At 68.6% G+C, this 22,257-nt stretch carries 23 protein-coding genes, 1 other RNA gene and 1 riboswitch; of the genes, 8 read left to right on the plus strand and 16 right to left on the minus strand.

Going from position 1 to position 22,257, the window contains the following annotated elements; translation table 11 throughout:
• Nucleotides 1-88: 88 nt before the first annotated feature.
• The 4 genes from dnaJ to hrcA form a co-directional block, all read right to left on the minus strand.
• Nucleotides 89-1,228 carry a molecular chaperone DnaJ gene (gene dnaJ, locus ERL55_RS07945; protein ID WP_129135938.1) on the minus strand — a complete coding sequence of 380 codons (1,140 nt, stop codon included), beginning with the start codon at nucleotides 1,226-1,228 and terminating at the stop codon, nucleotides 89-91.
• A gap of 128 nt (nucleotides 1,229-1,356) precedes the next feature.
• Nucleotides 1,357-3,279: a molecular chaperone DnaK gene (dnaK, locus tag ERL55_RS07950; RefSeq protein WP_129135939.1), complete on the minus strand. Its 1,923-nt coding sequence runs from the start codon at nucleotides 3,277-3,279 to the stop codon at nucleotides 1,357-1,359.
• A 123-nt stretch (nucleotides 3,280-3,402) separates the two neighbouring features.
• On the minus strand, nucleotides 3,403-3,894 hold the full coding sequence (gene grpE, locus ERL55_RS07955) for a nucleotide exchange factor GrpE (RefSeq protein WP_129137272.1): 492 nt from the start codon (nucleotides 3,892-3,894) through the stop codon (nucleotides 3,403-3,405).
• Nucleotides 3,895-4,048: 154 nt separating this feature from the next.
• On the minus strand, nucleotides 4,049-5,110 hold the full coding sequence (gene hrcA, locus ERL55_RS07960; RefSeq protein ID WP_129135940.1) for a heat-inducible transcriptional repressor HrcA: 1,062 nt from the start codon (nucleotides 5,108-5,110) through the stop codon (nucleotides 4,049-4,051).
• Nucleotides 5,111-5,218: 108 nt separating this feature from the next.
• Between hrcA and recN the strand changes: the two genes are divergently transcribed.
• Nucleotides 5,219-6,880 carry a DNA repair protein RecN gene (recN, locus tag ERL55_RS07965; protein ID WP_129135941.1) on the plus strand — a complete coding sequence of 554 codons (1,662 nt, stop codon included), beginning with the start codon at nucleotides 5,219-5,221 and terminating at the stop codon, nucleotides 6,878-6,880.
• Between the two features lie 166 nt (nucleotides 6,881-7,046).
• Here recN and ERL55_RS07970 read toward each other — a convergent pair whose 3' ends face one another.
• Complete coding sequence (locus ERL55_RS07970; RefSeq protein ID WP_129135942.1) at nucleotides 7,047-7,454, minus strand: Fur family transcriptional regulator; 408 nt, start codon at nucleotides 7,452-7,454, stop codon at nucleotides 7,047-7,049.
• A gap of 103 nt (nucleotides 7,455-7,557) precedes the next feature.
• On the opposite strand from ERL55_RS07970, the gene bamE reads away from it, so the two are divergent.
• Nucleotides 7,558-7,938: an outer membrane protein assembly factor BamE gene (gene bamE, locus ERL55_RS07975; protein ID WP_129135943.1), complete on the plus strand. Its 381-nt coding sequence runs from the start codon at nucleotides 7,558-7,560 to the stop codon at nucleotides 7,936-7,938.
• 48 nt (nucleotides 7,939-7,986) lie between these two features.
• Here the strand turns inward: bamE and ERL55_RS07980 are convergent, their stop codons facing one another.
• Together ERL55_RS07980 and ERL55_RS07985 are read right to left on the minus strand one after the other, a co-directional pair.
• Entirely contained in the window at nucleotides 7,987-8,265 is a 279-nt protein-coding gene (locus ERL55_RS07980; protein ID WP_164972150.1) for an RnfH family protein, read from the minus strand.
• Nucleotides 8,262-8,690: an SRPBCC family protein gene (locus ERL55_RS07985; RefSeq protein WP_129135944.1), complete on the minus strand. Its 429-nt coding sequence runs from the start codon at nucleotides 8,688-8,690 to the stop codon at nucleotides 8,262-8,264. Before ERL55_RS07985 ends, ERL55_RS07980 begins: the two co-directional genes overlap by 4 nt.
• A 57-nt stretch (nucleotides 8,691-8,747) precedes the next feature.
• On the opposite strand from ERL55_RS07985, the gene smpB reads away from it, so the two are divergent.
• Complete coding sequence (smpB, locus tag ERL55_RS07990) at nucleotides 8,748-9,239, plus strand: SsrA-binding protein SmpB (protein ID WP_129135945.1); 492 nt, start codon at nucleotides 8,748-8,750, stop codon at nucleotides 9,237-9,239.
• 30 nt (nucleotides 9,240-9,269) lie between these two features.
• On the opposite strand, the gene ERL55_RS07995 is transcribed toward smpB, so the two are convergent.
• On the minus strand, nucleotides 9,270-11,483 hold the full coding sequence (locus ERL55_RS07995) for a CHASE domain-containing protein (protein ID WP_164972151.1): 2,214 nt from the start codon (nucleotides 11,481-11,483) through the stop codon (nucleotides 9,270-9,272).
• Between the two features lie 106 nt (nucleotides 11,484-11,589).
• Here ERL55_RS07995 and ssrA point away from each other — a divergent pair.
• The 3 genes from ssrA (at nucleotide 11,590) to ERL55_RS08010 (ending at nucleotide 13,455) form a co-directional block, all read left to right on the plus strand.
• Nucleotides 11,590-11,942: a transfer-messenger RNA gene (ssrA, locus tag ERL55_RS08000) on the plus strand.
• A gap of 109 nt (nucleotides 11,943-12,051) precedes the next feature.
• Nucleotides 12,052-12,708 (plus strand): UdgX family uracil-DNA binding protein, encoded by a 657-nt coding sequence (locus tag ERL55_RS08005; RefSeq protein ID WP_129135947.1) that lies wholly within the window; start codon nucleotides 12,052-12,054, stop codon nucleotides 12,706-12,708.
• A 26-nt stretch (nucleotides 12,709-12,734) separates the two neighbouring features.
• Nucleotides 12,735-12,868: riboswitch (yybP-ykoY riboswitch) on the plus strand.
• Between the two features lie 26 nt (nucleotides 12,869-12,894).
• Nucleotides 12,895-13,455, plus strand: a complete 561-nt coding sequence (locus ERL55_RS08010; RefSeq protein ID WP_129135948.1) for a manganese efflux pump MntP family protein — start codon at nucleotides 12,895-12,897, stop codon at nucleotides 13,453-13,455.
• Between the two features lie 117 nt (nucleotides 13,456-13,572).
• Here ERL55_RS08010 and ERL55_RS08015 read toward each other — a convergent pair whose 3' ends face one another.
• From ERL55_RS08015 to ERL55_RS08050, 8 genes are all read right to left on the minus strand, one after another.
• Nucleotides 13,573-14,250, minus strand: coding sequence for an OmpA family protein (locus ERL55_RS08015; RefSeq protein ID WP_129135949.1), 678 nt, complete (start codon nucleotides 14,248-14,250; stop codon nucleotides 13,573-13,575).
• Nucleotides 14,251-14,366: 116 nt separating this feature from the next.
• On the minus strand, nucleotides 14,367-15,803 hold the full coding sequence (locus tag ERL55_RS08020; RefSeq protein WP_129135950.1) for a deoxyribodipyrimidine photo-lyase: 1,437 nt from the start codon (nucleotides 15,801-15,803) through the stop codon (nucleotides 14,367-14,369).
• A 33-nt stretch (nucleotides 15,804-15,836) separates the two neighbouring features.
• Nucleotides 15,837-16,976 (minus strand): alanine racemase, encoded by a 1,140-nt coding sequence (alr, locus tag ERL55_RS08025; RefSeq protein ID WP_129135951.1) that lies wholly within the window; start codon nucleotides 16,974-16,976, stop codon nucleotides 15,837-15,839.
• Between the two features lie 92 nt (nucleotides 16,977-17,068).
• Nucleotides 17,069-18,484: a replicative DNA helicase gene (locus ERL55_RS08030; protein ID WP_100322597.1), complete on the minus strand. Its 1,416-nt coding sequence runs from the start codon at nucleotides 18,482-18,484 to the stop codon at nucleotides 17,069-17,071.
• A 213-nt stretch (nucleotides 18,485-18,697) separates the two neighbouring features.
• Nucleotides 18,698-19,159, minus strand: a complete 462-nt coding sequence (gene rplI, locus ERL55_RS08035; protein ID WP_129135952.1) for a 50S ribosomal protein L9 — start codon at nucleotides 19,157-19,159, stop codon at nucleotides 18,698-18,700.
• A gap of 101 nt (nucleotides 19,160-19,260) precedes the next feature.
• The gene (rpsR, locus tag ERL55_RS08040) at nucleotides 19,261-19,491 is read right to left on the minus strand and encodes a 30S ribosomal protein S18 (RefSeq protein WP_024890462.1); all 231 of its coding nucleotides are present in this window, start codon (nucleotides 19,489-19,491) and stop codon (nucleotides 19,261-19,263) included.
• A gap of 11 nt (nucleotides 19,492-19,502) precedes the next feature.
• Nucleotides 19,503-19,931: a 30S ribosomal protein S6 gene (gene rpsF / locus ERL55_RS08045; RefSeq protein WP_129135953.1), complete on the minus strand. Its 429-nt coding sequence runs from the start codon at nucleotides 19,929-19,931 to the stop codon at nucleotides 19,503-19,505.
• A gap of 174 nt (nucleotides 19,932-20,105) precedes the next feature.
• On the minus strand, nucleotides 20,106-20,447 hold the full coding sequence (locus ERL55_RS08050) for an iron-sulfur cluster assembly accessory protein (protein WP_129135954.1): 342 nt from the start codon (nucleotides 20,445-20,447) through the stop codon (nucleotides 20,106-20,108).
• A 103-nt stretch (nucleotides 20,448-20,550) separates the two neighbouring features.
• Between ERL55_RS08050 and asnS the strand changes: the two genes are divergently transcribed.
• Both asnS and ERL55_RS08060 read left to right on the plus strand, forming a co-directional pair.
• Nucleotides 20,551-21,951, plus strand: a complete 1,401-nt coding sequence (gene asnS / locus ERL55_RS08055; RefSeq protein WP_129135955.1) for an asparagine--tRNA ligase — start codon at nucleotides 20,551-20,553, stop codon at nucleotides 21,949-21,951.
• Between the two features lie 5 nt (nucleotides 21,952-21,956).
• On the plus strand, nucleotides 21,957-22,256 hold the full coding sequence (locus tag ERL55_RS08060) for a hypothetical protein (protein ID WP_129135956.1): 300 nt from the start codon (nucleotides 21,957-21,959) through the stop codon (nucleotides 22,254-22,256).
• Nucleotide 22,257: the final 1 nt, after the last annotated feature.

The raw sequence follows: 22,257 nt of genomic DNA on the forward strand, positions 1-22,257 counted from the left end.
GCGGGACGCCGCTGCGAGGTCGTGGCACCGGAAAGCGGAACGCCGCGATTGCTCGCGGCGTCCGGGACATCATGTTGCCGCGACCGGCTCAGGGCGACGTCATCCGGTCCCAGAAGCTGCGTACACCGTCGACGAAGGTGCTCGACTTGGGCGAGTGGCGGCGTGCGCCGTCGCCGCTGAAGGTGGCCTCGAACTGCTCGAGCAGCGTGCGCTGCTCGGCGGTGAGGTTGACCGGGGTTTCGATGACGACCTTGCAGTAGAGATCGCCGGGATGGCGGCTGCGCACCGACTTGACGCCCTGGTCGCGCAGGCGGAACACCTTGCCGGTCTGGGTTTCGGCCGGGATGCGGATCTCGGCTTCACCATCGAGCGTCGGCACGCGCACCACGTCGCCGAGTGCCGCCTGCGAGATACGGATCGGTACCTCGCAGTGCAGGTCGTCGCCATCGCGCTGGAAGATCTCGTGCGGACGTACCCGCACCTCGACATAGAGATCGCCCGGCGGTGAACCCGCGGGCCCGGCCTCGCCCTCGCCCGACAGGCGGATGCGATCGCCGGTGTCCACGCCTGCCGGGATCTTCACCGACAGGACCTTTTCCTCCTCCACCCGCCCTGCGCCATGGCAGGTCCGGCACGGGTTGACGATGCTCTGTCCGCGGCCGCCGCAGTGCGGGCAGGCCTGCTGCATGGTGAAGATGCCGCGCTGCATGCGCACCTGGCCGCGGCCGTGGCAGGTCGAGCAGGTGTCGATCCTGCCGTCTTCCGACCCGCTGCCGTCGCAGCTGTCGCAGCCGGCCAGGGTGGGCACCTCGATGCGCTTCTCGACGCCGTTGACCGCTTCGCGCAGGTCGAGTTCGAGCACGTAGCCGATGTCGGCGCCCCGGCGCGGGCCACCGCGCCCACCGGCACCCCCACCGAAGATATTGCCGAAGATGTCGCCGAAGATGTCGCCCATGTCGGGGCCGCCGAAGCCGCCCGGCCCGGCGTTGCCGCCGCCCATGCCGTGCTCGAACGCGGAATGGCCGTACTGGTCGTACAGGCGGCGCTTGCCGCCGTCGGACAGGACCTCGTAGGCCTCCTTGCACTCCTTGAAGGCCGCCTCGGCGGCGGCATCGCCCGGATTGCGGTCCGGGTGGTGCTTCATGGCGCTGCGGCGGTAGGCCTTCTTGAGTTCCTCTTCGCTTGCGGTGCGGGCCACGCCCAGGACTTCGTAGTAATCGCGTTTCATCGGGCGGGGATTCGTCGTCTGGATTGGGTGTTGCGTGGACGTGCGTGCATCGCCACCGGAATGCCACCGGCCGGCGAAGGAACGGGGCCTCGGCCCCGTTCCCTGGACTCAGCCGTGGCGGATGACCGTCACTTGCGCTCGTCGTCCTTGACCTCGGTGAACTCCGCGTCCACCACGTCGTCGTTCGACGGCGCGCCGCCACCGGCCTGCGGGCCGGCATCGCCGCCCTGCTGGGCCGCCGCAACCGCGGCGAACAGTGCCTGTGCGGTCTCTTCGAGCGCCTTGGTCTTGGCCTCGATCTGGGCCTTGTCGTCGCCCTTCATCGCGGTCTCGACCTCGGCGATCGCGGCCTCGACGCGGCCGATCACGTCACCCGGCACCTTGTCGCCGTTGTCCTTGATCGCGCTGCGGGTGCCGTGCACCAGCGCATCGGCCTGGTTGCGGGCGCCGACCAGTTCCTGGAACTTCTTGTCGTCCTCGCGGTGCGCCTCGGCGTCGGCGACCATCCGCTGGATCTCGTCGTCCGACAGCCCCGAGCCGGCCTTGATCTCGACCTTCTGCTCCTTGCCGGTCTTCTTGTCCTTCGCGGTGACGTGCACGATGCCGTTGGCGTCGATGTCGAACGACACCTCGACCTGCGGCATGCCACGCGGCGCCGGGTCGATGCCGGTGAGGTCGAACTTGGCCAGCGACTTGTTGTAGCGGGCCTGCTCGCGCTCGCCCTGCAGCACGTGCACGGTCACCGCGGACTGGTTGTCCTCGGCGGTCGAGAACGTCTGCGATGCCTTGGTCGGGATCGTGGTGTTCTTCTCGATGATCTTGGTGAACACGCCGCCCAGGGTCTCGATGCCCAGGCTCAGCGGGGTCACGTCGAGCAGCAGCACGTCCTTGACGTCGCCGGCCAGCACGCCGCCCTGGATCGCCGCGCCCAGTGCCACGGCCTCGTCGGGGTTGACGTCCTTGCGCGGCTCCTTGCCGAAGAACTCGGCCACCGCCTGCTGCACCTTCGGCATGCGGGTCTGGCCGCCGACGAGGATCACCTCGTTGACGTCGGACGCACGCAGACCGGCATCGTTGAGCGCGGTGCGGCAGGGCTCGATCGACTTGCGGATCAGGTCCTCGACCAGCGCCTCGAGCTTGGCCCGGGTCAGCTTGATGTTGAGGTGCTTGGGACCCGACGCATCGGCGGTGACGTACGGCAGATTGACCTCGGTCTGCTGCGCGGAGGACAGCTCGATCTTGGCGCGCTCGGCCGCATCCTTCAGGCGCTGCAGGGCCAGCGGATCCTTGCGCAGGTCGATCCCCTGGTCCTTCTGGAACTCCTCGACGAGGTAGTCGATGACGCGCTTGTCGAAGTCCTCGCCGCCCAGGAAGGTGTCGCCGTTGGTGGCCAGCACCTCGAACTGCTTCTCGCCGTCGACCTCGGCGATCTCGATGATCGACACGTCGAAGGTGCCGCCGCCGAGGTCGTACACGGCGATCTTGCGGTCGCCGCCGGCCTTGTCGAGGCCATAGGCCAGCGCGGCCGCGGTCGGCTCGTTGATGATGCGCTTGACGTCCAGACCGGCGATGCGGCCGGCGTCCTTGGTGGCCTGGCGCTGCGAGTCGTTGAAGTACGCCGGCACCGTGATCACGGCCTCGGTGACCTTCTCGCCCAGGTAGTCCTCGGCGGTCTTCTTCATCTTCTCCAGGATGCGCGCGGAGATCTCCTGCGCCGACAGCTTGTTGCCGTCGTTGGTGGCCACCCAGGCGTCGCCGTTGTCGTGCTGGACGATCTTGTACGGCACCAGGCCGATGTCCTTCTGCACTTCGGCATCGGTGAACTTGCGCCCGATCAGGCGCTTGACCGCGAAGAAGGTGTTGTGCGGATTGGTGACGGCCTGGCGCTTGGCGGATGCGCCGACCAGTACCTCGCCATCCTTTGTGTAGGCGACGATCGAAGGCGTGGTGCGATCGCCCTCGCTGTTCTCGATGACCTTGGCCTTGCCGCCGTCCATGATCGCCACGCACGAATTGGTCGTGCCGAGGTCGATGCCGATGATCTTTGCCATGAGTGGTTCCCTCTGGATCCGTATTCGATGTGTCTGGGGGCGGCACGCGGCCGCCGATGCGTGATATCTGGGGGCGGCGGTGTGCCGTTCAAGCGGCCACCGCGATGCGCAGGCGCGCCGGCGTCAGTCCCTGGCCACCACGACGAGCGCGGGGCGCAGCAGGCGCTCGTTGAGCACGTAGCCCTTCTGGAACACCTGGGCGACGTGGCCCGGAGGCACTTCGCCGGCGTCGGTCTGGCTGATCGCCTGGTGGCGTTCCGGGTCGAACGGCTGCCCCGCTGGCGCAACGACCTGCAGGCCGTTGTCGCCGGCCACCTTGAGCAGCTGGCGCAGCGTCAGTTCCAGGCCCTCGCGCAGCGGGCTGCTGTCGGCGCCGGCCGCGGCCAGGCCTGCATCCAGGCTGTCGAACACCGGCAGCAGATCGCCCAGCAGGCGTTCGTTGGCGAAGCGGCGGGCCGCTTCGACCTCGCGCGCCATGCGCTTGCGCTGGTTCTCGAGGTCCGCGCGCTCGATCAGGGACTGCGCACGCAGCTGCTCGAGTTCGGCCTGCAGCAGCTGCACCTGTTCTTCGAGCAGGGCCTGCGGCGATGCCGACGCGTCGTCCTGCGGCTGCATCGTGGGGTCGGGAGTGTCGGGGTGGCTCTCGTGGGTCATTTCCATGTCCGTGGCGGTCGACTGGCCGCCGCTGGCCGGAGCAATGGGGTTGCCCGGCGCGGATTCAAGTGCCGTCCGCCTGCAATCGTGTGTCGGTGCCGTCCCGCAGCCCCCGCTACGGCGACCTGCCACCGCGCTCCAGCGCCGCACCCAGTGCTTCCGCGGTGGCCTGCACCACCGGCACGATGCGGTCGTAGGCCATCCGCGTCGGCCCGATCACCCCCAGCACCCCGAGCACGCGCCCGTCGGCCGCGTACGGCGCGGTCACCAGCGATACCCCTTCCAGAGGGGCCAGCCCGGTTTCCTCGCCGATGAATACCCGCACCCCGGGCGCGCGCACGGTGCGCTCGAGCAACTGCAGGATCTCGCGCTTGCGCGAAAAGGTATCGAACAGCTCGCGGAGGCGGTCGAGATCCGAGAGGTCCTGCACCCCGATCAACCGGGCCTGCCCGGCCATCAGCATGTCGTCGCCCTCCTCCGGGGCGAGGGCCTGCTCGGCAAGCTCGACGGTGCGCGCCATCAGGCTCTCCATCTGGCTGCGCGTGAGCTGCATCTCGCGCAGCAGCGTGGCGCGGATGTCGGCCACCGCGCGACCGGCGAAGTTGACGTTGAGGTAGTTGGCCACCTGCTCCAGTTCCGACGCCTCGTAGGGCCGGCGCACCTGGATCAGGCGGTTCTGCACCTCGTTGTCCGCGAACACCAGGATTGCCATCACCCGCTGGCTGTCGACGGCAACGAAGTCGATGTAGCGGAAGGCGAACTGCTCGCGCCGCGGCACGCTGACCACGCCCATGAAGCGGGTCATCGCCGACACCAGCTCCGACGCGCTGCCCAGCAGCGACTGGGTGCCACCGCCGGCGGGCAGCTGTTCGCGCAGGTGGGTGACCTCGTGCTCGGGCAGCGGCCGCAGCTGCAGCAGTGAATCGACGAACACCCGGTAGCCCTGCGCGGTGGGCACGCGCCCGGCGGAGGTATGCGGCGCGGTCAGCAGGCCGCTGTCCTCGAGGTCGGAGAGGATGTTGCGGATCGTCGCCGGGCTCACGTCCAGCCCGGCGTGGCGGGCCAGCGTCTGCGACCCGACCGGCTCGCCGTTCTCGATATGGCGGGCGATCAATGTGCGCAGCAGATGCCGTGAACGGGCATCGAGTTCGGACGGGGGCGTGTGCTTGCGGCTCATGGCCCCGGTATACGGCGCACCCCGCGCCCACGCAAGCGCGTCTCAGCCGCTGCGCCGCTGATCGCCGAGATTGTTGGCCGCAACCCTCCCGCCCTGCACAATCCGCGCATGCTGACCCACCTCGCCATCCGCAATTTCGCCGTCGCCACCGCCAGCGAGCTGGAGTTCGGTGCCGGCCTCACCGTGATCTCCGGCGAAACCGGCGCCGGCAAGTCCCTGCTCGTCGATGCGCTCGGGTTCCTGTCCGGGTTGCGCGCCGACAGCGGCATGGTGCGACATGGCGCCGACCGCGCCGAACTCACCGCCAGCTTCGACCTCGCCGATGCGGCCGGCGCGCGCGCCTGGCTGATCGCCGAGGAATTCGACGATGGCGATGCCTGCCAGCTGCGGCGCACGCTGCGCGCCGATGGCGGTTCGCGGGCATGGATCAACGGCCGCCCGGCCACGCTCGGGCAGCTGGCCGCGCTGGCGGGTCACCTCGTCGAGATCCATGGCCAGCACGAGCACCAGGCGCTGTTGTCACGTGGCGCGCAGCTCGCCCTGCTCGATGCCTATGGCCGCCATGCCGGCGCACTGCAGGCGGTGGCCGAGGCCGCGCGCACCTGGTCGGCACTGCTCGACGAGCGCGACCGCCTTGCGGGCCTGGGCGACCCCGGCGAGCGGCGTGACTGGCTGGCCCACCAGCTCGCGGAACTCGAACGCGAACCGCTGGATGCCGCCTCCCTCGCCGAACTCGATGCCGCACACCGCCGCCAGGCCAATGCCGCCGGCCTGATCGCCGCCTGCGAAACGGTGCTGGCGGGGCTTGGCGAGGACGACGCCGTGACCGGACGCGTGCAGCGGCTGCGCGGCGAGCTCGCACGCCTGCATCGCGACGAGCCACGCCTGGCCGAGGTGGACGCGATGCTCGAGGCGGCAACGATCCAGCTCGACGAGGCGCAGCTGCTGCTGCAGCGGGTGCGCGACGATCTCGACATCGACCCGGAGCGCTACGCCGAGCTCGAGCGCGGCCTCGCCCGCATCCACGACCTCGCCCGCAAGCACAGGGTGGCCCCGGATGCCCTCGAAGCCCTGCGCGATCGCATCGCCACCGAACTGGAGGAACTGGCCGACGCCGGCATCCGCCTGCAGCGGCTGGATGGCGAGATCGATGCCGCCAGCGCCGCGTGGACGGCGGCGGCCGCCGACCTGACCCGCGCCCGCGCGTCGGCGGCGGCACGGCTCTCTGCCGACACCACCACGCTGATCGATGAGCTCGGCATGGGCGGCGGCCGCTTCGAGATCGCACTGGAGCCGCAGCCGGGCGGCCGCCCCGACCCGCTGGGCGCCGAGCGCGTGGAATTCCTGGTCGCGGCCAATGCCGGCCAGCCGCCGCGGCCGCTGCGCAAGGTGGCTTCCGGCGGCGAGCTGTCGCGGATTTCGCTGGCGATCGAGGTCGCCGCGCTGGGCCTGGACGCGGTGCCGACGATGGTCTTCGACGAAGTCGACTCCGGCATCGGCGGCGCGGTGGCGGCGATCGTCGGCCGCAAGCTGCGCGCGCTGGGCGCATCGCGCCAGGTGCTGTGCGTGACCCATCTGCCGCAGGTGGCGGCGCAGGGCCATGCGCACTACCGGGTGAGCAAGCGCACCCGCGGCGAAGAGACCGAGAGCGAGGTCAACCGCCTCGACGAGCGCCAGCGGCAGGAGGAACTGGCGCGGATGCTGGGCGGCGTCGAGGTCAGCCGCGAAGCAATGGCGGCGGCGCGGCGCCTGCTGGCGGACGTGGCCTGAGGTGTGGCTGACAGGAGACATGCCCGACTTCTCCTGCTTGCGGAAGAAGGTGCCCACCCCATCCCCTCCCCCGCAGGCGGGAGAGGGGCGAGCGTGCCGGGCGGGAGTCGTGTCGCCGAACCGTGTGTGAATCCTGAGGGAGCGATGGGCTCCCCGAAGCCGGCTTCTAGAGGCGCTTCTTGCGCACGTACAGCACCAGCGAATGCTCGTCGAGCACATAGCCGTGCTCGTCGGCGATGCGGTTGAGCAGGGCGACGATTTCCGGGCTCTCGAATTCGGTGATCAGCCCGCTGCTCATGTCGACCATGTGGTAGTGGTGGTCGCCACGGTCGAGTTCGTAGAGCGCATGGCCGCCCTCGAAGTTGTGCTTGATCACCAGCCCCGCGGCCTCGAACTGGGTCAGCACGCGGTACACCGTGGCCAGGCCGATCTCGTCGCCCTGGTCGAGCAACTGGCGGTAGATGCCTTCCGCGGTCATGTGCTGGTGCGGCGTCTTCTGCTCCAGCAGCTGCAGGATCCGCATTCGGGGATGCGTGACCTTTAGACCGGCCTTGCGAAGGTCGAAGGATTCCATGTCGTCTCCTGTCGGCCGCATCGAACAGGGCAAAGCGGTCCGGAACGGTTGCTGCAATCGGCCGGAGTGTATCATCGGCATGTTCCCGACCACCGATGGCCCCATGCGCAGACTCCTCGTTCCCCTCCTCGTCGCCGGCATCCTGTCGGGCTGCGGCATCGTCTACAAGCAGCCGATCTACCAGGGCAGCCTCGTGGAACCCGAAGCGGTCGAGCAGCTGCAGGCCGGCATGAGCAAGCAGCAGGTCGTCGGCCTGCTGGGCACCCCGTCCATCGCAGACCCGTTCCACCACCAGCGCTGGGACTACACCGCCACCCAGCGCAACAACCGCCTGGGCCGCACCGACATCAAGAACCTCACGCTGTGGTTCGAAAGCGACCGGCTGACGCGCTGGGAAGGCGAATACTTCCCGGAGCAGAACGAGGAACTCGCCGCGGAAATGCGCAAGTTCGGCAACCTGCCCCGCGAGCGCGGCCGCCGCTGATCCGCGCAGCGGTGCATGACTGACACCCGATGACCGGCCATGTGCCGGTCATTTCTTTTGTGCGCGTTCGCCTGCGCGCCGCCGGCGCGCGTCCTTGGGATCGGCCACGAGTGGCCGCAGCAGTTCGATGCGGTCGCCGTCCGCAAGCGGGGCGTCGGGCTCGGCCCGTTCGCCGAAGACCGCCTGGCCATCGATGCCATCGAGCGGCAACCCGCTGGCGGCAATGGCATCGGCCACCCGCGCGCCTGCCAGCAGCTGCAGTTCCACCGCCTCGAAGTGGCGCGGCCAGGCCAGCACCACCGAGACCCGGATGGTGCCTGCGCTCATGCTTCGCGGTCGGCGACGCGCACGAAATCGTCGACCATGCGGTCGGCGAGGCCCTGGAATCCGATCGTCATCGCCGGCAACAGCAGGCGGGTGCGCGGCTCGAAATCGAGCGTCAGCGTGACCCGACTGGCGGCTTCGTCGATCGCATGGAAGTCCCAGCGCCCATCGAGCCGGCGGAACGGCCCGTCGCGCAGCTGCATGTCGATGCGATGCGGGGCGTCCAGTGTGTTTTCGGTGGTGAACCAGGTGCGCAGCGCGCCGAAGCCGAGGTCGAGCCGGGCAAGCTGGCGGTCAGCGGTGGATTCCATCACCTCGGCGCGTTCGCACCACGCGAAGCGGCGGGGATAGGCGTCGACGTCACGGACCAGCTCGAACATCCGCGTGACGGAATGCTCCACCAGGGCACTGCGTTGGATCTTGGGCATGGAACCTCTTTGCTGCGGGTGTGTCCACGCCTGCCGTATTTCGGGGACAATGCCGGGATGGGCAAGCAGGCGGACAAGGATAAGACAATCGGTGCGATCATCGCGTTGAACAAGCGCGCGCGCCACGAATACCACCTCGAACAGCGCGTCGAGGCGGGCATCGCATTGCAGGGCTGGGAACTGAAGGCCATCCGCGCCGGCCGTGCCAACATCACCGAGGCGTACGCGATCGTCCGCAATGGCGAGATCTTCCTGTTCGGCGCGCAGATCACTCCGCTGATCTCGGCGTCCACCCACGTGGTCGCCGATTCGCGCCGTACCCGCAAGCTGCTGATGCACCGGCGCGAGATCGACACGTTCATCGGCAAGGTCGAGCGCGACGGCTACACCATCGTGCCGACCTCGCTGTACTGGAAGCGCAACAAGGTGAAGGTCGAACTCGCGCTGGCCAAGGGCAAGCAGAAGCACGACAAGCGCGATACCGAGCGCGAACGCGACTGGAACCGCGAGAAGCAGCGCGTGCTGCGCCGGCACAACAAGGACGCCTGACCGGCCCCACCGGCGTCGCGGTCCCGGACGTCAGGCGGTCTCACTGTCGTCGTCGGGCTGCTCCGGCAGCGTGAACCAGAAGCAGGCGCCCTCGCCTTCGCGGCCTTCGGCCCAGACCTCGCCACCGTGGCGTTCGACGATCCGCTTGACCGAGGCCAGGCCGATGCCGTGGCCGGGGAACTCGTGCTGCGCATGCAGGCGCTGGAACGGCCGGAACAGCTTGGACGCGTAGTCCTGGGAGAATCCGGCCCCGTTGTCGCGCACGAAGAATGCCTCCACGCCATCGGGGCGCTGCCGGCGGCCAACCTCGATCCGTGCGCCATCGCGACCACCGGTGAACTTCCAGGCATTGCCGAGCAGGTTCTGCAGCAGGTTGGCGATCAGAGCCGGGTCCCCGTGCGCGACAAGCCCGTCGGCGATGTCGACGTCGACCTCGCGCTCCGGATCGGCCAGCCGCAGGTCCGCGATCGCCTGCCGGGCGATCGCGGCGAGGTCGAGTTCGCGGCGATGCACCTTGGCGCGCGACAGCCGCGCCATCTGCAGCAACGCGTCGATCAGCGCATCCATGCGCGACGTGGCCGCGCGGATACGCGAGAGGTAATCGCGGCCGGTATCGTCGATCACCGCGCTGTAGCGTTCGTTGAGCAGGCGCGAGAACCCGTCGATCGTGCGCAGCGGTGCGCGCAGGTCATGCGACACGCTGTAGGAGAACGCCTCGAGTTCGAGATTCGCCCGCTCCAGTTCCTGCGTACGCGCCGCCACCCGTGCCTCGAGCGTGCGGTTCAATGCGCGCACGCGTTCCTCGGCGCGGTACCACTCGGTGACATCGTCGATCTGCACCAGTCGCACGACTTCGTCGCCGGCCTCGCCGGGGACAGGCGCGGTGAACATGCGCACGCGGCGCCGGCTGCCATCGCTGCGGCGCAGGATCCTGCTGGCCCGGTACACGCCATCGCGTGCGTGTGCGCCGGCTTCCTCGCTGTCCACCTCGTCGGCATCGCGTCCGTCGACGAAGAAGCCGCCCATGTCGGCCCCGATCAGCTGCTCCAGCGGCATGCCGACGATGGCGGCCAGGGCGAGGTTGGCATCGACGACGCGGTCATCCTCGTCGAGCAGCGCCTTGCCGACCGGCGAGTACACCATCGCGCTGCGGAACCGGGATTCACTGCGCCGGTAGGACTCGCTCATCCGCGCAGCGAGCTGGCGGGCGTGCACGCCGGTACGCGCCAGCGACCACGTCACCGCCGCCAGCAGCAGGGCCGCCAGCAGTCCCACGATCATCGTGGCCCGCGCCGGCGAGGGGCCGCTGGACGGCTCCAGTGCGATGAACTCGATCCGCCAGGTGCGGCCGTAGAATTCCTGGATGACACTGTGGCGGTCGCGATGGTCGGCGGCCGCGGCCCTGGCGAAGTCTGGATCGACATACATTTCCGCGGCCTCGCCGTGGGTGATGTCGGTGATCCGGATCGACATCGTGCGCGGCAGCGTGGCCAGCGACTGCGGCATGAAGTCCTGCATCCGCAACGGTGCGTAGGTCCATCCGCGCAATGCCGCACGGCGCGCCTCCACCGACGCCGGCAGCACGCCACCGCGGTATACCGGGGTGTACAGGATCGCGCCCTGCGGGGTGTCGTCGAACCTGCGTTGCAGGACCAGCTTCCCGGTCAGCCGCGACTCGCCACTGTCGCGCGCGGCTTCCATCGCCACCCGGCGCGCCGGCTCCGACAGCATGTCGAAGCCGTCGATGCCGTCATGCTCCGGCCGTCGCGGCTCCACATAGACCACCGGCCCGTAGGCTTCGCGCACGCCGCGCGGATGCAGTTCGAACAGGCCATTGCCATCACTGCGGCGTTCGAGCTGGAACTCGCGCAGGCGATCGCCGGGAATGTAGGCCCCGTAGCCCAGCGCGTTGGGCCCGGCGCGGCGCCCGATCTGCAGGCCGTCGACGTAGCTCCGCCATTGCTGCGCAGTGGGCCGCTCGACCGAGGCGAACAGCGAGGCACCACCGCGCGTACTGAGCTCGTAGGCCAGCAGCCGCTGCGACATCAGGTCGAGCACCTGGGTGGTTTCTTCGGCCATGTGCGCCTTGCGCGAGTCGCGGTCGCGCGCATGCTCGGAGCGTGCGTACAGCAGCACCAGCGACAGCGCGGCCAGCAACACCACCAGCGCCGCCGCCACCGCAAGCCGTGGATCCTCGCGCAGCCCCCGGGGCCTTGCCGTTGTGCCGTCCGTATCCCCGATCAAGCTGTTGTTCCCTTCGATGAACGCCTCCCCGCCCCCGTGCGTGCGCGCCTTGTGTCCGCGCAGGCGGCCCCTATACTGGCGCATGTCGGCGACAAACGACATTCCCGGGGGTGCACTGGCTTCGACGGGGGTCGCGAAATTGCCTGGCGCATGCCGAGGGGGTAGCTTTCCTCGTAAATCCAGCTGCAAAACTCTAGTTGCCAACGACGACAACTACGCTCTCGCCGCTTAAGGCGTAAGCCCCGAACCCACTTGTGCCTGTGCTCGTGGATGTAGGGTCATTATCACAGGAACCAGCCATGGCGGTTGCCTGTCCGCCATGGTTGAACCAACAGGCTGGTCCCGGGATGCGCTTCGCGCACCGTGCTGTTCCGGGGCGAGATCCAACGGTGCGCTAAGCATGTAGTGCCGGGGATGGAGTGCCTTCGGACGGGGGTTCAATTCCCCCCACCTCCACCATCTTCAAGCAGGACCCCGACCGGAAACGGCCGGGGTCTTCTGCTTTCAGGGCACGGAAAGCCCCGCCGACTTCACCGGCAGGACGCGCAATGCCCGCTAGCGTGGCGCCATGCCTGCAAGCGCCGCCAGCCGTCGCGGACCGCCCCGCCCCGCCAAGCCGGTCGACGAGGTGCCGACGGGCAGCCTCTCCGAACTGCGTGCCGCTGCGGACGCGTGCCGGCGTTGCCCGCTGTGGCGCCCGGCAACGCAGACGGTATTCGGCGCAGGCCCGGCACGTGCGCGGATCATGCTGGTGGGCGAACAGCCCGGTGCCCAGGAAGATCTCGCCGGTCAGCCCTTCGTGGGCCCCGCCGGGCAGCTGCTGCGCGCGGCGCTGGAGGCCGCCGGCCTCGATCCCGCGCGGCTGTACCTGACCAACACGGTCAAGCATTTCAAGTTCGAGGCCCGCGGCAAGCGGCGCCTGCACCAGCGTGCGTCCGCCGGCGAACAGGCGGCCTGTCGACCGTGGCTTGCCGCCGAGCTCGACCGGCTGCGGCCACGCATGGTCGTCGCGCTCGGCGCGATGGCGGGGCAGACCCTGCTCGGCAACACGTTCCGCCTGACTATGGGCCGCGGCCAGCTGCTGCCGTTGGGTGAGTCGGACACCACGGTGGTCGCGACCTGGCACCCGTCGGCGATCCTGCGCGCGCGCGATCCGAAGCGCGAGGAGATGCATCGGCAACTTCTCGATGACCTGCAACTGGCCGCGGAGCACGTACGCGCCTGATGGCCATGGCCCCGGGTGCTAGAATCCTGCGCTTCACTGGGGAGTAGCCTGCTTCCGCAAGGAAGCGCCGGTATCAACATGCTCGGCCTTCGGCCGTGGTACCGGAGCCGTGATGGGTTGGCGAGACCAGCGGTCCACGGCGCCCGTGCGCCGTCATGGCCGTGTCCGCAACCGACTGCCTGACGCATGCACCCTGTCACGATGCTTCTGATCGGCCTTGCCATGTCCACCGACGCGTTTGCCGCGGCGGTCGGCAAGGGTGCGGGAATGCGCCGGCCGCGTCTGCCCGATGCGCTGCGCGTGGGCCTGATCTTCGGGGCCATCGAGGCGGTCACGCCGGTGGTCGGATGGTGGCTGGGTCGCAGCGCGCTGCCGTGGGTGGAAGCTTTCGATCACTGGATCGCGCTGGCCCTGCTGGTGCTGCTGGGCGGTCACATGATCCTTGCCGGCCTGCGTACGGCGCCGGTGCAAGTGGATCTCCCGCGGCACGGTTTCTGGAACCTTGCCGCCACCGGCCTTGCGACCAGCATCGACGCGCTCGCGGTCGGCGTCGGCCTGGCGATGCTCGACGTGAATATCGTGGTGATGGCTGCGGTCATCGGCCTGTGCACGCTGGCGATGGTGACGACCGGCGTCATGCTCGGCCGCGCGCTGGGCGCAATGGCCGGGCGGCGGGCTGAAGTGCTCGGCGGCGTGATCCTGATCCTGATCGGCCTGACGATCGTCTACGAGCACGTGCTCGCATAAGCCATCGGCCACTGGGCCCAACCACGTCGGTATGACCTGGTAACGCTGCCCGGGGGACCTTCAGGAGAAGAAAGGGCCGCTTTCGCGGCCCTTTCCGTTTCGCATCGATCCGGACGATTACTGCTGGATCGGCACCAGGGTGATCTCAACCCGGCGGTTCTGCGCGCGGCCGGCCTCGGTGCTGTTGTCGGCGATGGGACGGGTCATACCGGCGCCGACGGTGATGATTCGCTGCTGGTTGACGCCCTGCCCACCCAGGTACTGGGCGACCGCCTGGGCGCGGCGCTCCGACAACTGCTGGTTGTAGGCCGCGGCACCGGTGTTGTCGGTATGGCCAGCCACCTCGATCACCGTCTGCTCGTACTGGCGCAGGGTATTCGCGACGTTGTTGAGCACCGGATAGAACTGCGGCTGGATGTTGGACTGGTCGAACCCGAAGGTCACGTTGCCCGGCATGTTCAGGGTGATGTTGTCGCCCTGGCGGACGACGTCGACACCGGTGCCGGCCATCTGCCGACGCAGCTCGGCTTCCTGGCGGTCCTGGTAGGCACCCACGGCGCCACCGGCAAGCGCGCCGGCACCGGCGCCGATCAGCGCGTGCTGGCGACGTTCGGTCGCGCTGTCGCCGCTCAGTAGACCTGCCACCGCACCGATGCCGGCGCCGATCAGCGCGGTGTTGCGGGTGCGGTTCGGGTCATTGGGGTCGCTGCTCTGGCCGGTGTAGGTGGCACAGCCGGTCAGCATCAGCGCGCCGGCGAGCGCGGCGGTCAGGCCTTTGGTCACGGAATTGCGCATGGGTCTTCTCCCTGGGGTCTGCGCCGGAGGACTCCGGCGTGTGGGTAGGCGGATCGCATGCTAGCTACGTGACGGTCGGGACCGGGTGACGGGCTGAATGCGCGGATACGACCCATTCAGTTTTTCGACACCCGCTTGCGGGTGACCTGCGCGTACACATCGAGCGCCGCCTGCCGACCCTCGGCGATGCCCACCAACGGTGCATGGGGGTAATCCTGCACCTGCTTCAGCATTGCCGCGGGCGCGTCCCACGGTGCGAAGCGGTGTGCCGGCGGCAGCACCTGCAGTTCCGGCAGCCAGCGCGAGATATAGGCCGCGTCGGGATCGAAGCGCCGCGCCTGCAGGACCGGGTTGAAGATCCGGAAGTACGGCGCGGCATCCGCCCCGGTCCCCGCCACCCACTGCCAGCCCATCGTGTTGTTGGCGAGGTCGGCATCCACCAGGGTGTCCCAGAACCAGCGCGCACCGTGCCGCCAGTGCAGCCGCAGGTGTTTGGTGAGATAGCTGGCGGCGAGCATGCGCACACGGTTATGCATCCACCCGGTCTGCCACAGTTCGCGCATGCCGGCGTCGATGATCGGCACGCCGGTGCGGCCCCGCTGCCAGGCAGCCAGCACCCCCTGCTGTGGACGTTGCCAGGGAAAGTCGGCAAACCGGGGGTCGAGGTCGGCATCGACGGTATGTGGATAGTGGTGCAGCAGGTGGTGGGCGAACTCGCGCCAGCCCAGCTGCGCGAGGTAGGCATCGCCGGCATCTCCGAGGTCCGCGTCGATCACCACGTGGGCCACGCGGGCCACTGCGATCTCGCCGAAGTGCAGGTGCGGCGACAGCCGCGAGGTGCCGTCGATGCCGGGGATGTCGCGCGTTTCCCGGTAACTGCCGGGATCCGCCTGCAGGAAGTGCGACAGCGCCCTCGCCGCCCCGGCCTCCCCTGGCATGAACCGCTCCCAGCACCCGTGGTCCCAGCCGCGGCGCGGCGCCAGGTGCAGGCCCTCGAGCGGTACGCCATGCGGCACCGCGTCTTCGTCCTCCAGGGCCGGAAACTGCTGCGGCGCCTGCCAGAGGCGGGTCGCACGCCACTGCGCGCGTGCGCGCTTCCAGAACGGCGTGAACACCCGGTACGGATCGCCCTGCGCGGTTTCGACTTCCCAGGGTTCGAACAGCAGCGAGCCGTTGAAGCTCTCCGCACGCAGGCCGGCGCGGCGCAGCGCACGCTTGATGACGGTGTCGCGCGCCTCGACCACGGGTTCGTAGCGACGATTCCAGAACACCGCCTCGGCATCGACGGCCGCGGCGATCGACTCCAGCGTTGCCTGTGTCGGGCCGTGGAAGCAACGCAGCATCGACCCACGTGCGCGCAGTTCGTCATCGAGCGCCTTCAGCGAACGGTGCCGCCAGGCATTGGAGGCCGCGCCCGGCGGCCAGTCGCCCTCCTCGCCCGGCGCGTGGATATGGACCATCAACGGCTGGTAACCGCCCTCCACCGCGGCGCGCAGTGCCGGGTTGTCGTCGAGGCGGAGATCGTTGCGGAACCAGACCAGGGCGATAGGCATGGCGCAGTCTCGGCCGTCCGGGTGAGCGACGCGTCAAACGACGTTCGTGGGACTGCCGATGTACTCGCGCGGAATGCGGTCGTTGAAGCCGGTCAGCAGTTCGTAGGGAATGGTGCCCGCGGCCGTGGCAAGAGCCTCGACATCGATCTGCGCCTCGCCCTGACGTCCGATCAGGACCACCTCGTCCTCGTTCCACGCGCTGCCGCTTCCGATGTCGACCATGAACTGGTCCATGCACACCCGGCCGACGATGGGATATGACTGCCCGCGGATCAGTGCGCGTCCCCGCGACGACAGCGCCCGCGGGTACCCGTCGCCATAGCCAAGTGGCACCGTCACCACCCGGGTGTCGGACGGCGCGGTCCAGCTGCCGCCGTAGCTCACCGTGCGGCCGGCGCGCACCACCTTGAAGTAGACCACCCGCGAGACCAGCGACAGTGCGGGTTCGACCCTGATCGTGGGCCGCGAGGCCGGGTCCGGCATCACCCCGTAGACGAGGATGCCCGGGCGCACGAGGTCGAGATGGGTGTCGGGGAAATGCAGCACGCCACCCGAATTGGCGAGGTGGCGCAGCGGCATCGGTGCACCGATGCGGTCGAAATGCGCGCAGGCCTCGAGGAAACGCTCCAGCTGCAGCGCGGTGATCGGCGAATCCGGATCGTCGGCGCAGGCGAGGTGCGAATACACGCCCTCGATCCGGCACCAGTGCGAGGCAACGGCCGCCTCGATGAAGGGCCCGGCCGAGTACTCGTGCACGCCGATGCGCTCCATGCCGGTGTCGATCTTCAGGTGCACCACCGCACGACGCCCCAGCGCCTGCGCCGCGGTCTCGACCTGTCGCAGTTTCTCCACCGACGACACCGTGACCTCGAGATCGTGGGCGATGAACTGCGCCACCTGCGGGCCGAAGATGCCGCCCAGCACGAGGATCGGCACGCGGATGCCCGCCCGCCGCAGCGCGATGCCCTCTTCCACGAACGCCACGCCGAGCCGTTCCACGCCGCTGGCTTCGAGGTGGCGCGCCACCGGCACCAGGCCGTGGCCGTAGGCATTGGCCTTGACGATCGCCATCACCGGTACCCGCACGTGCGCGCGGATGCGCTGCAGGTTGCCGGCGATGCGGTCGAGGTCGACCACGATCCGGGTCGGGCGCTCGGTGGCGGAAACGCTCATGCGTGGTCCATCAACGGGCGCGGTGCCCGGATGCAGCGGATTCTAGCGGTGGGCGGCTCTGCTGTACGCAGGCGACGCCGCCGCGCGATGGGCTATTCGAAGCTGCCCATCGCGTCGTGCGCGAGGTTGTCGAAGCGGGTGTATTCGCCGAAGAACCGCAGCTTGAACGAGCCGGTCGGGCCGCTTCGATGCTTGCCGATGATGATCTCGGCGAGCCCTTTGTCCGGCGACGCTTCCTTGTTGTAGTACTCGTCGCGGTAGATGAAGATGATCATGTCGGCGTCCTGCTCGATTGCGCCGGACTCTCGCAGGTCGGCCATCACCGGGCGCTTGTCGGTACGCGATTCCAGCGAGCGGTTGAGCTGCGACAGCGCGATCACCGGCACGTTGAGCTCCTTCGCCAGGCCCTTGAGCGAACGCGAGATCTCCGAGATCTCGGTGGCGCGGTTCTCGTTGTTGCCCGGCACCTGCATCAGCTGCAGGTAGTCGATCACCACCAGCCCGAGGTCGTACTCGCGCTTGAGCCGGCGCGCCTTGGCACGCAGTACGTCCGGCGACAGGCCCGGTGTGTCGTCGATGAAGATCTTCGACTCCTTGAGCATGCGAATCGCCGCGGTCACCCGGCTCCAGTCCTCGTCCTCGAGCTGGCCCGTGCGCAGGCGGGTGGCGTTGATGCGGCCGTTCGATGAAATCAGACGCAGCGCGAGCTGGCTGGCCGACATTTCCATCGAGAACACCGCCACCGCCTTCTTCGACTTCAGCGCGGCGTATTCGGCGATGTTGAGCGCGAGCGTGGTCTTGCCCATCGCCGGGCGCGCGGCAAGGATCAGCAGGTCGGTCGGCTGCAGGCCCGAGGTCATCTGGTCGAATGCCTCGTAGCCGGTCGGCAGGCCGGTGATGCCGTCGCCGTTGGCGAAGCGCGTCTGCAGGACGTCAAAGGCCTCGGCCATCGCCTTGTTGATGGCGGTGAAGTCGGTGCGCCCGCGCGCCCCGGCCTCGGCGATCGCAAACACCTGCTGCTCGGCCTTGGCCAGGATCTCGCCGGAATCGCGGCCGTCGGGCTGGAAGCCGTCGTTGACGATCTCGGTGCCGACGTCGATCAGCTGCCGCATCACGGCCTTGTCGCGCACGATCTCGGCATAGGCGCGGATGTTGGCGGCCGACGGCGTGGTGCTGGCCAGTTCGACCAGGTAGGCGCCACCGGCCACCTGCTCGGCCAGGCCCTGCGATTCGAACCATTCGCCCAGGGTCACCGCGTCGAACGGGCGGTTGCGTTCGGCGAGCTCACGGATGGCGCGGTAGATCAGCTGGTGGTCGCGGCGGTAGAAGTCCTTGTCGACCAGCATGTCGGCGATGCGGTCGAACGCCTCCGGCGCCAGCATCAGCCCACCGAGGACGGCCTGCTCGGCCTCGACCGACTGGGGCGGGATGCGCAACTGCTCGAGGCGGCCTTCGCGGGCATCGTGCTCGTGGCCGGCGCGGTCGCCGAATCGGGGGCGGGCGGACATCTTCTGGGGAACTCCGGACAGGCGGTGCCGCGGTCATGCGGGCGGCAGGAAACATCGATGCTAGTGCCGATGGCTGTGGGTACGCGATGGAACAACCTGTGGATAACCCGGCCATGCTGGCGCCGGGTGATCTCACTGCGTGCGAACCCGACGCCGCAGAAACACGAAGGGCGCCCTGGGGCGCCCTCCGTCAGCTCCGGTTGGCAGCGCGGATCAGACCGCGACCGCTTCCGGCTCGATCACCACCTTGACCGGCGTTTCGACGTCGGCATGCAGGTGGACGACCACTTCGTACTCGCCCACGTGGCGGAACGGGCCTTCGCCCATCACCACTTCGGACTTGCTGACCTCGACACCGGCCTGCGCCGACAGCGCCTCGGCGATGTCGCGGTTGGTGACCGACCCGTACAGCTTGCCCTCCGACGAGGCATTGGCCTTGAGGTTGACGGTGAAGCCTTCCAGCTTCGAGATGCGCGAGTTCGCGGCTTCCAGCTGGTCACGGGCCTTGGCTTCGTACTCGGCCCGACGGGCTTCGAACGCGGCCAGGTTGTCGGCGGTCGCCGGCACGGCCTTGCCCTGCGGGACCAGGAAGTTGCGGCCGTAGCCCGGCTTCACGGTAACGGTGTCGCCGAGGTTGCCGAGGTTGGTGATCTTCTGCAGGAGGATCAGTTTCATGGTGTTGCTCCGTGTTCGTTAGCGGCGACGCGCGCCGCAACGGGTGCTGTCCGAACGTGCCGTCCGGGTGGACGGGAGCCTCCCCGGAGGGAGGCCCGTGCTTAGACGTTGTGGTTGTCGGTGTACGGGATCAGCGCGAGGAACCGCGCGCGCTTGACGGCCGTGGCCAGCTGGCGCTGGTAGCGCGACTTGGTGCCGGTGATGCGGCTCGGCACGATCTTGCCGTTCTCGGTGATGTTCTGGCGCAGGGTGTTGAGATCCTTGTAATCGATCTCCTTGACACCCTCGGCGGTGAACTTGCAGTACTTGCGGCGACGGAAGAACTTGGACATGACGTGATTCCTCAGGCGGCTTCGGCGGTGTCGTCGGCCTTGTCGGCCTTCTGGGCGTCGTCGCCGGACTCGTCGTCACGGCGGCGGCGTTCGCTGCGCTCGGGCTTGTCGCCCTTGTCGTCCTTGTTCTTCATGATCAGCGACTGCTCGGTGACCGCCTCGTCGCGGCGGATCACCAGGTGGCGCAGGATCGCGTCGTTGAAGCGGAAGGTCTCGACCAGTTCATTCAACACGCCCTGGTCGGCTTCGATGTTGAACATCACGTAGTGGGCCTTGACCAGGTTGTTGATCGGGTACGCCAGCTGGCGACGACCCCAGTCTTCGAGGCGGTGGACCTTGCCGTTGCCGGTTTCGACCATCGAGGTGTAACGCTCGATCATCGCCGGCACCTGCTCGCTCTGGTCCGGATGGACCAGGAACACGATTTCATAGTGGCGCATGGTGTTTCCTTTCGGTTATCGGCCGGCGGACAGTGGATCCACCGGAAGGACAGCCCCCCGTCGCCGCCCTCGGGCGGGCGCAGTGGGGCAAGGGCTCGCCCGGCACAGGGCCGCAGCGAGCCGCGCATTATGGTGGATCAACGACGTGCCCGCAATCGCGGAACGATGGGCGGCTCAGGCGGCCTTGTCGGCGTCGGTGGTGAAGCTTTCCCCGCAGCCGCACTCCGCGGCGGCATTGGGATTGCGGAACACGAACTCGTGGTTCAGCCCCTTCTGCGCGAAATCGATCTCGGTACCATCGACCATCGGCTGGCTGGTGGCATCGACATAGATGCGGATGCCCCCGAACTCGCTGACCGTATCGCCCGGGCGCTCCTCGTGGGCGATGTCGACCATGTAACCCCAGCCCGAACAGCCGGTGCGTTCGACGCCGAAGCGGATGCCGAGCGCGCCGGGGGTGGAGTCGACGAAGCGGCGTGCGCGTTCGAGAGCGGCAGGTGCAAGCGAGATGGCCATGCCGTCGATTCTAGCCCGCCCGGCATACGCGCGCCTTAGCGGCGCCTGAGTTTTCGGTAGACTGCGGCGCTTCCGACAACGATTTTCTGCACGGGATTTCAGCATGACGACGGTAAGCGTGGCGCAGGCGCTGGCGGGCAAGGTGCCCGAGGGCGGCGAGGTGACGGTGCGTGGCTGGGTACGGACCCGGCGCGACTCCAAGGCCGGGCTGAGCTTCGTCAATGTCAGTGACGGGTCGGGGTTCCACCCGATCCAGGTGGTCGCCCCTTCGGATCTGCCCAACTACGACAGCGAAGTGAAGCGGCTCACCGCCGGCTGCGCGGTGATCGCCCGCGGCACCCTGGTGAAGTCGCAGGGCCAGGGCCAGCAGTTCGAGATCCAGGCGCGCGAGGTGGAGGTGGTGGGCTGGGTCGAGGACCCGGAGACCTACCCGATCCAGCCCAAGGCGCATTCGCTGGAATTCCTGCGCGAGGTCGCCCACCTGCGCCCGCGCACCAACCTGTTCGGTGCGGTCACCCGCATCCGCCACTGCCTGTCGCAGGCGGTGCACCGCTATTTCCACGAGCAGGGCTACTACTGGATCAGCACCCCGATCATCACCACGTCCGACGCCGAGGGCGCCGGGCAGATGTTCCGGGTGTCGACGCTGGACATGGCCAACCTGCCGCGCAGCCCGGACGGAAGTGTCGACTTCTCGCGCGATTTCTTCGGTCGCGAGGCGTTTTTGACCGTGTCCGGCCAGCTCAATGTCGAGGCCTATTGCCTGGCGCTGTCGAAGGTCTACACCTTCGGGCCGACCTTCCGCGCCGAGAACTCCAACACCACCCGTCACCTGGCCGAGTTCTGGATGGTGGAGCCGGAGATCGCCTTCGCCGACCTCGCCGAGGATGCACGGGTGGCCGAGGACTTCCTCAAGTACCTGTTCCGCGCGGTACTCGACGAGCGCGCCGACGACATGGCGTTCATCGCCGAGCGCGTGCAGAAGGACGCCATCACCCGGCTGGAGAAGTTCGTCAACGCACCGTTCGAGCGCATCGAGTACACCGATGCCGTGGAACTGCTGCGCAACTCCGGGCACAAGTTCGAGTTCCCGGCCGAATGGGGCCTGGACCTGCAGACCGAGCACGAGCGCTGGCTGACCGAGCAGCACGTCGGCCGCCCGGTGGTGGTGACCAACTACCCCGAGCACATCAAGGCGTTCTACATGCGCCTCAACGACGACGGCAAAACCGTCGCCGCGATGGACGTGCTGGCGCCGGGCATCGGCGAGATCATCGGTGGCTCGCAGCGCGAGGAGCGCCTTGACGTGCTCGACGCGCGCATGGACCAGTTCGGTCTCGACCGCGAGCACTACGGCTGGTATCGCGACTTCCGCCGCTACGGCACCGTGCCGCATGCGGGCTTCGGCCTGGGCTTCGAGCGCCTGGTGGTCTATGTCTGCGGCCTGTCCAACATCCGTGACGCGATCCCCTACCCGCGCGCGCCCGGCCACGCGGAGTTCTGACCACCGTGATCCTGTTCATGGCCCTGGTCTTCGTCGGCGTCGCCATCGGCGGCACCTGCGCCTTCGTGATCTTCTGGCCGCTGTCGCTGGTGCACCTGCGCGAGCGCGAACCCGCGGTGCGCGCCCGGCTGGGCGAGAACGCGTTCCTGCGCCCGGCCGCGCTGCGCTGGCTGCTGTCGGGCGGCTACCGCGAGGTCGCCGACCGCCAGTTCACCGGGCTCGCCACGCCGGCTCGCATTGCGCTGGTGGTCACCATGATCGGCCTCGCATTCGCGGGCCTGCTCGCCCTGTGGGCGCTGAGCTGAG

It is taken from the genome of Luteimonas sp. YGD11-2 (assembly GCF_004118975.1).
GTDB lineage: Bacteria > Pseudomonadota > Gammaproteobacteria > Xanthomonadales > Xanthomonadaceae > Luteimonas > Luteimonas muca.

Bases quoted from the DNA above. Each gene is read 5' to 3' on its own strand.
- dnaJ (WP_129135938.1), bottom strand. From the start codon at position 1,228: ATGAAACGCGATTACTACGAAGTCCTGGGCGTGGCCCGCACCGCAAGC.
- dnaK (WP_129135939.1), bottom strand. From the start codon at position 3,279: ATGGCAAAGATCATCGGCATCGACCTCGGCACGACCAATTCGTGCGTG.
- grpE (WP_129137272.1), bottom strand. From the start codon at position 3,894: ATGCAGCCGCAGGACGACGCGTCGGCATCGCCGCAGGCCCTGCTCGAA.
- hrcA (WP_129135940.1), bottom strand. From the start codon at position 5,110: ATGAGCCGCAAGCACACGCCCCCGTCCGAACTCGATGCCCGTTCACGG.
- recN (WP_129135941.1), top strand. From the start codon at position 5,219: ATGCTGACCCACCTCGCCATCCGCAATTTCGCCGTCGCCACCGCCAGC.
- ERL55_RS07970 (WP_129135942.1), bottom strand. From the start codon at position 7,454: ATGGAATCCTTCGACCTTCGCAAGGCCGGTCTAAAGGTCACGCATCCC.
- bamE (WP_129135943.1), top strand. From the start codon at position 7,558: ATGCGCAGACTCCTCGTTCCCCTCCTCGTCGCCGGCATCCTGTCGGGC.
- ERL55_RS07980 (WP_164972150.1), bottom strand. From the start codon at position 8,265: ATGAGCGCAGGCACCATCCGGGTCTCGGTGGTGCTGGCCTGGCCGCGC.
- ERL55_RS07985 (WP_129135944.1), bottom strand. From the start codon at position 8,690: ATGCCCAAGATCCAACGCAGTGCCCTGGTGGAGCATTCCGTCACGCGG.
- smpB (WP_129135945.1), top strand. From the start codon at position 8,748: ATGGGCAAGCAGGCGGACAAGGATAAGACAATCGGTGCGATCATCGCG.
- ERL55_RS08005 (WP_129135947.1), top strand. From the start codon at position 12,052: ATGCCTGCAAGCGCCGCCAGCCGTCGCGGACCGCCCCGCCCCGCCAAG.
- ERL55_RS08010 (WP_129135948.1), top strand. From the start codon at position 12,895: ATGCACCCTGTCACGATGCTTCTGATCGGCCTTGCCATGTCCACCGAC.
- ERL55_RS08015 (WP_129135949.1), bottom strand. From the start codon at position 14,250: ATGCGCAATTCCGTGACCAAAGGCCTGACCGCCGCGCTCGCCGGCGCG.
- ERL55_RS08020 (WP_129135950.1), bottom strand. From the start codon at position 15,803: ATGCCTATCGCCCTGGTCTGGTTCCGCAACGATCTCCGCCTCGACGAC.
- alr (WP_129135951.1), bottom strand. From the start codon at position 16,976: ATGAGCGTTTCCGCCACCGAGCGCCCGACCCGGATCGTGGTCGACCTC.
- ERL55_RS08030 (WP_100322597.1), bottom strand. From the start codon at position 18,484: ATGTCCGCCCGCCCCCGATTCGGCGACCGCGCCGGCCACGAGCACGAT.
- rplI (WP_129135952.1), bottom strand. From the start codon at position 19,159: ATGAAACTGATCCTCCTGCAGAAGATCACCAACCTCGGCAACCTCGGC.
- rpsR (WP_024890462.1), bottom strand. From the start codon at position 19,491: ATGTCCAAGTTCTTCCGTCGCCGCAAGTACTGCAAGTTCACCGCCGAG.
- rpsF (WP_129135953.1), bottom strand. From the start codon at position 19,931: ATGCGCCACTATGAAATCGTGTTCCTGGTCCATCCGGACCAGAGCGAG.
- ERL55_RS08050 (WP_129135954.1), bottom strand. From the start codon at position 20,447: ATGGCCATCTCGCTTGCACCTGCCGCTCTCGAACGCGCACGCCGCTTC.
- asnS (WP_129135955.1), top strand. From the start codon at position 20,551: ATGACGACGGTAAGCGTGGCGCAGGCGCTGGCGGGCAAGGTGCCCGAG.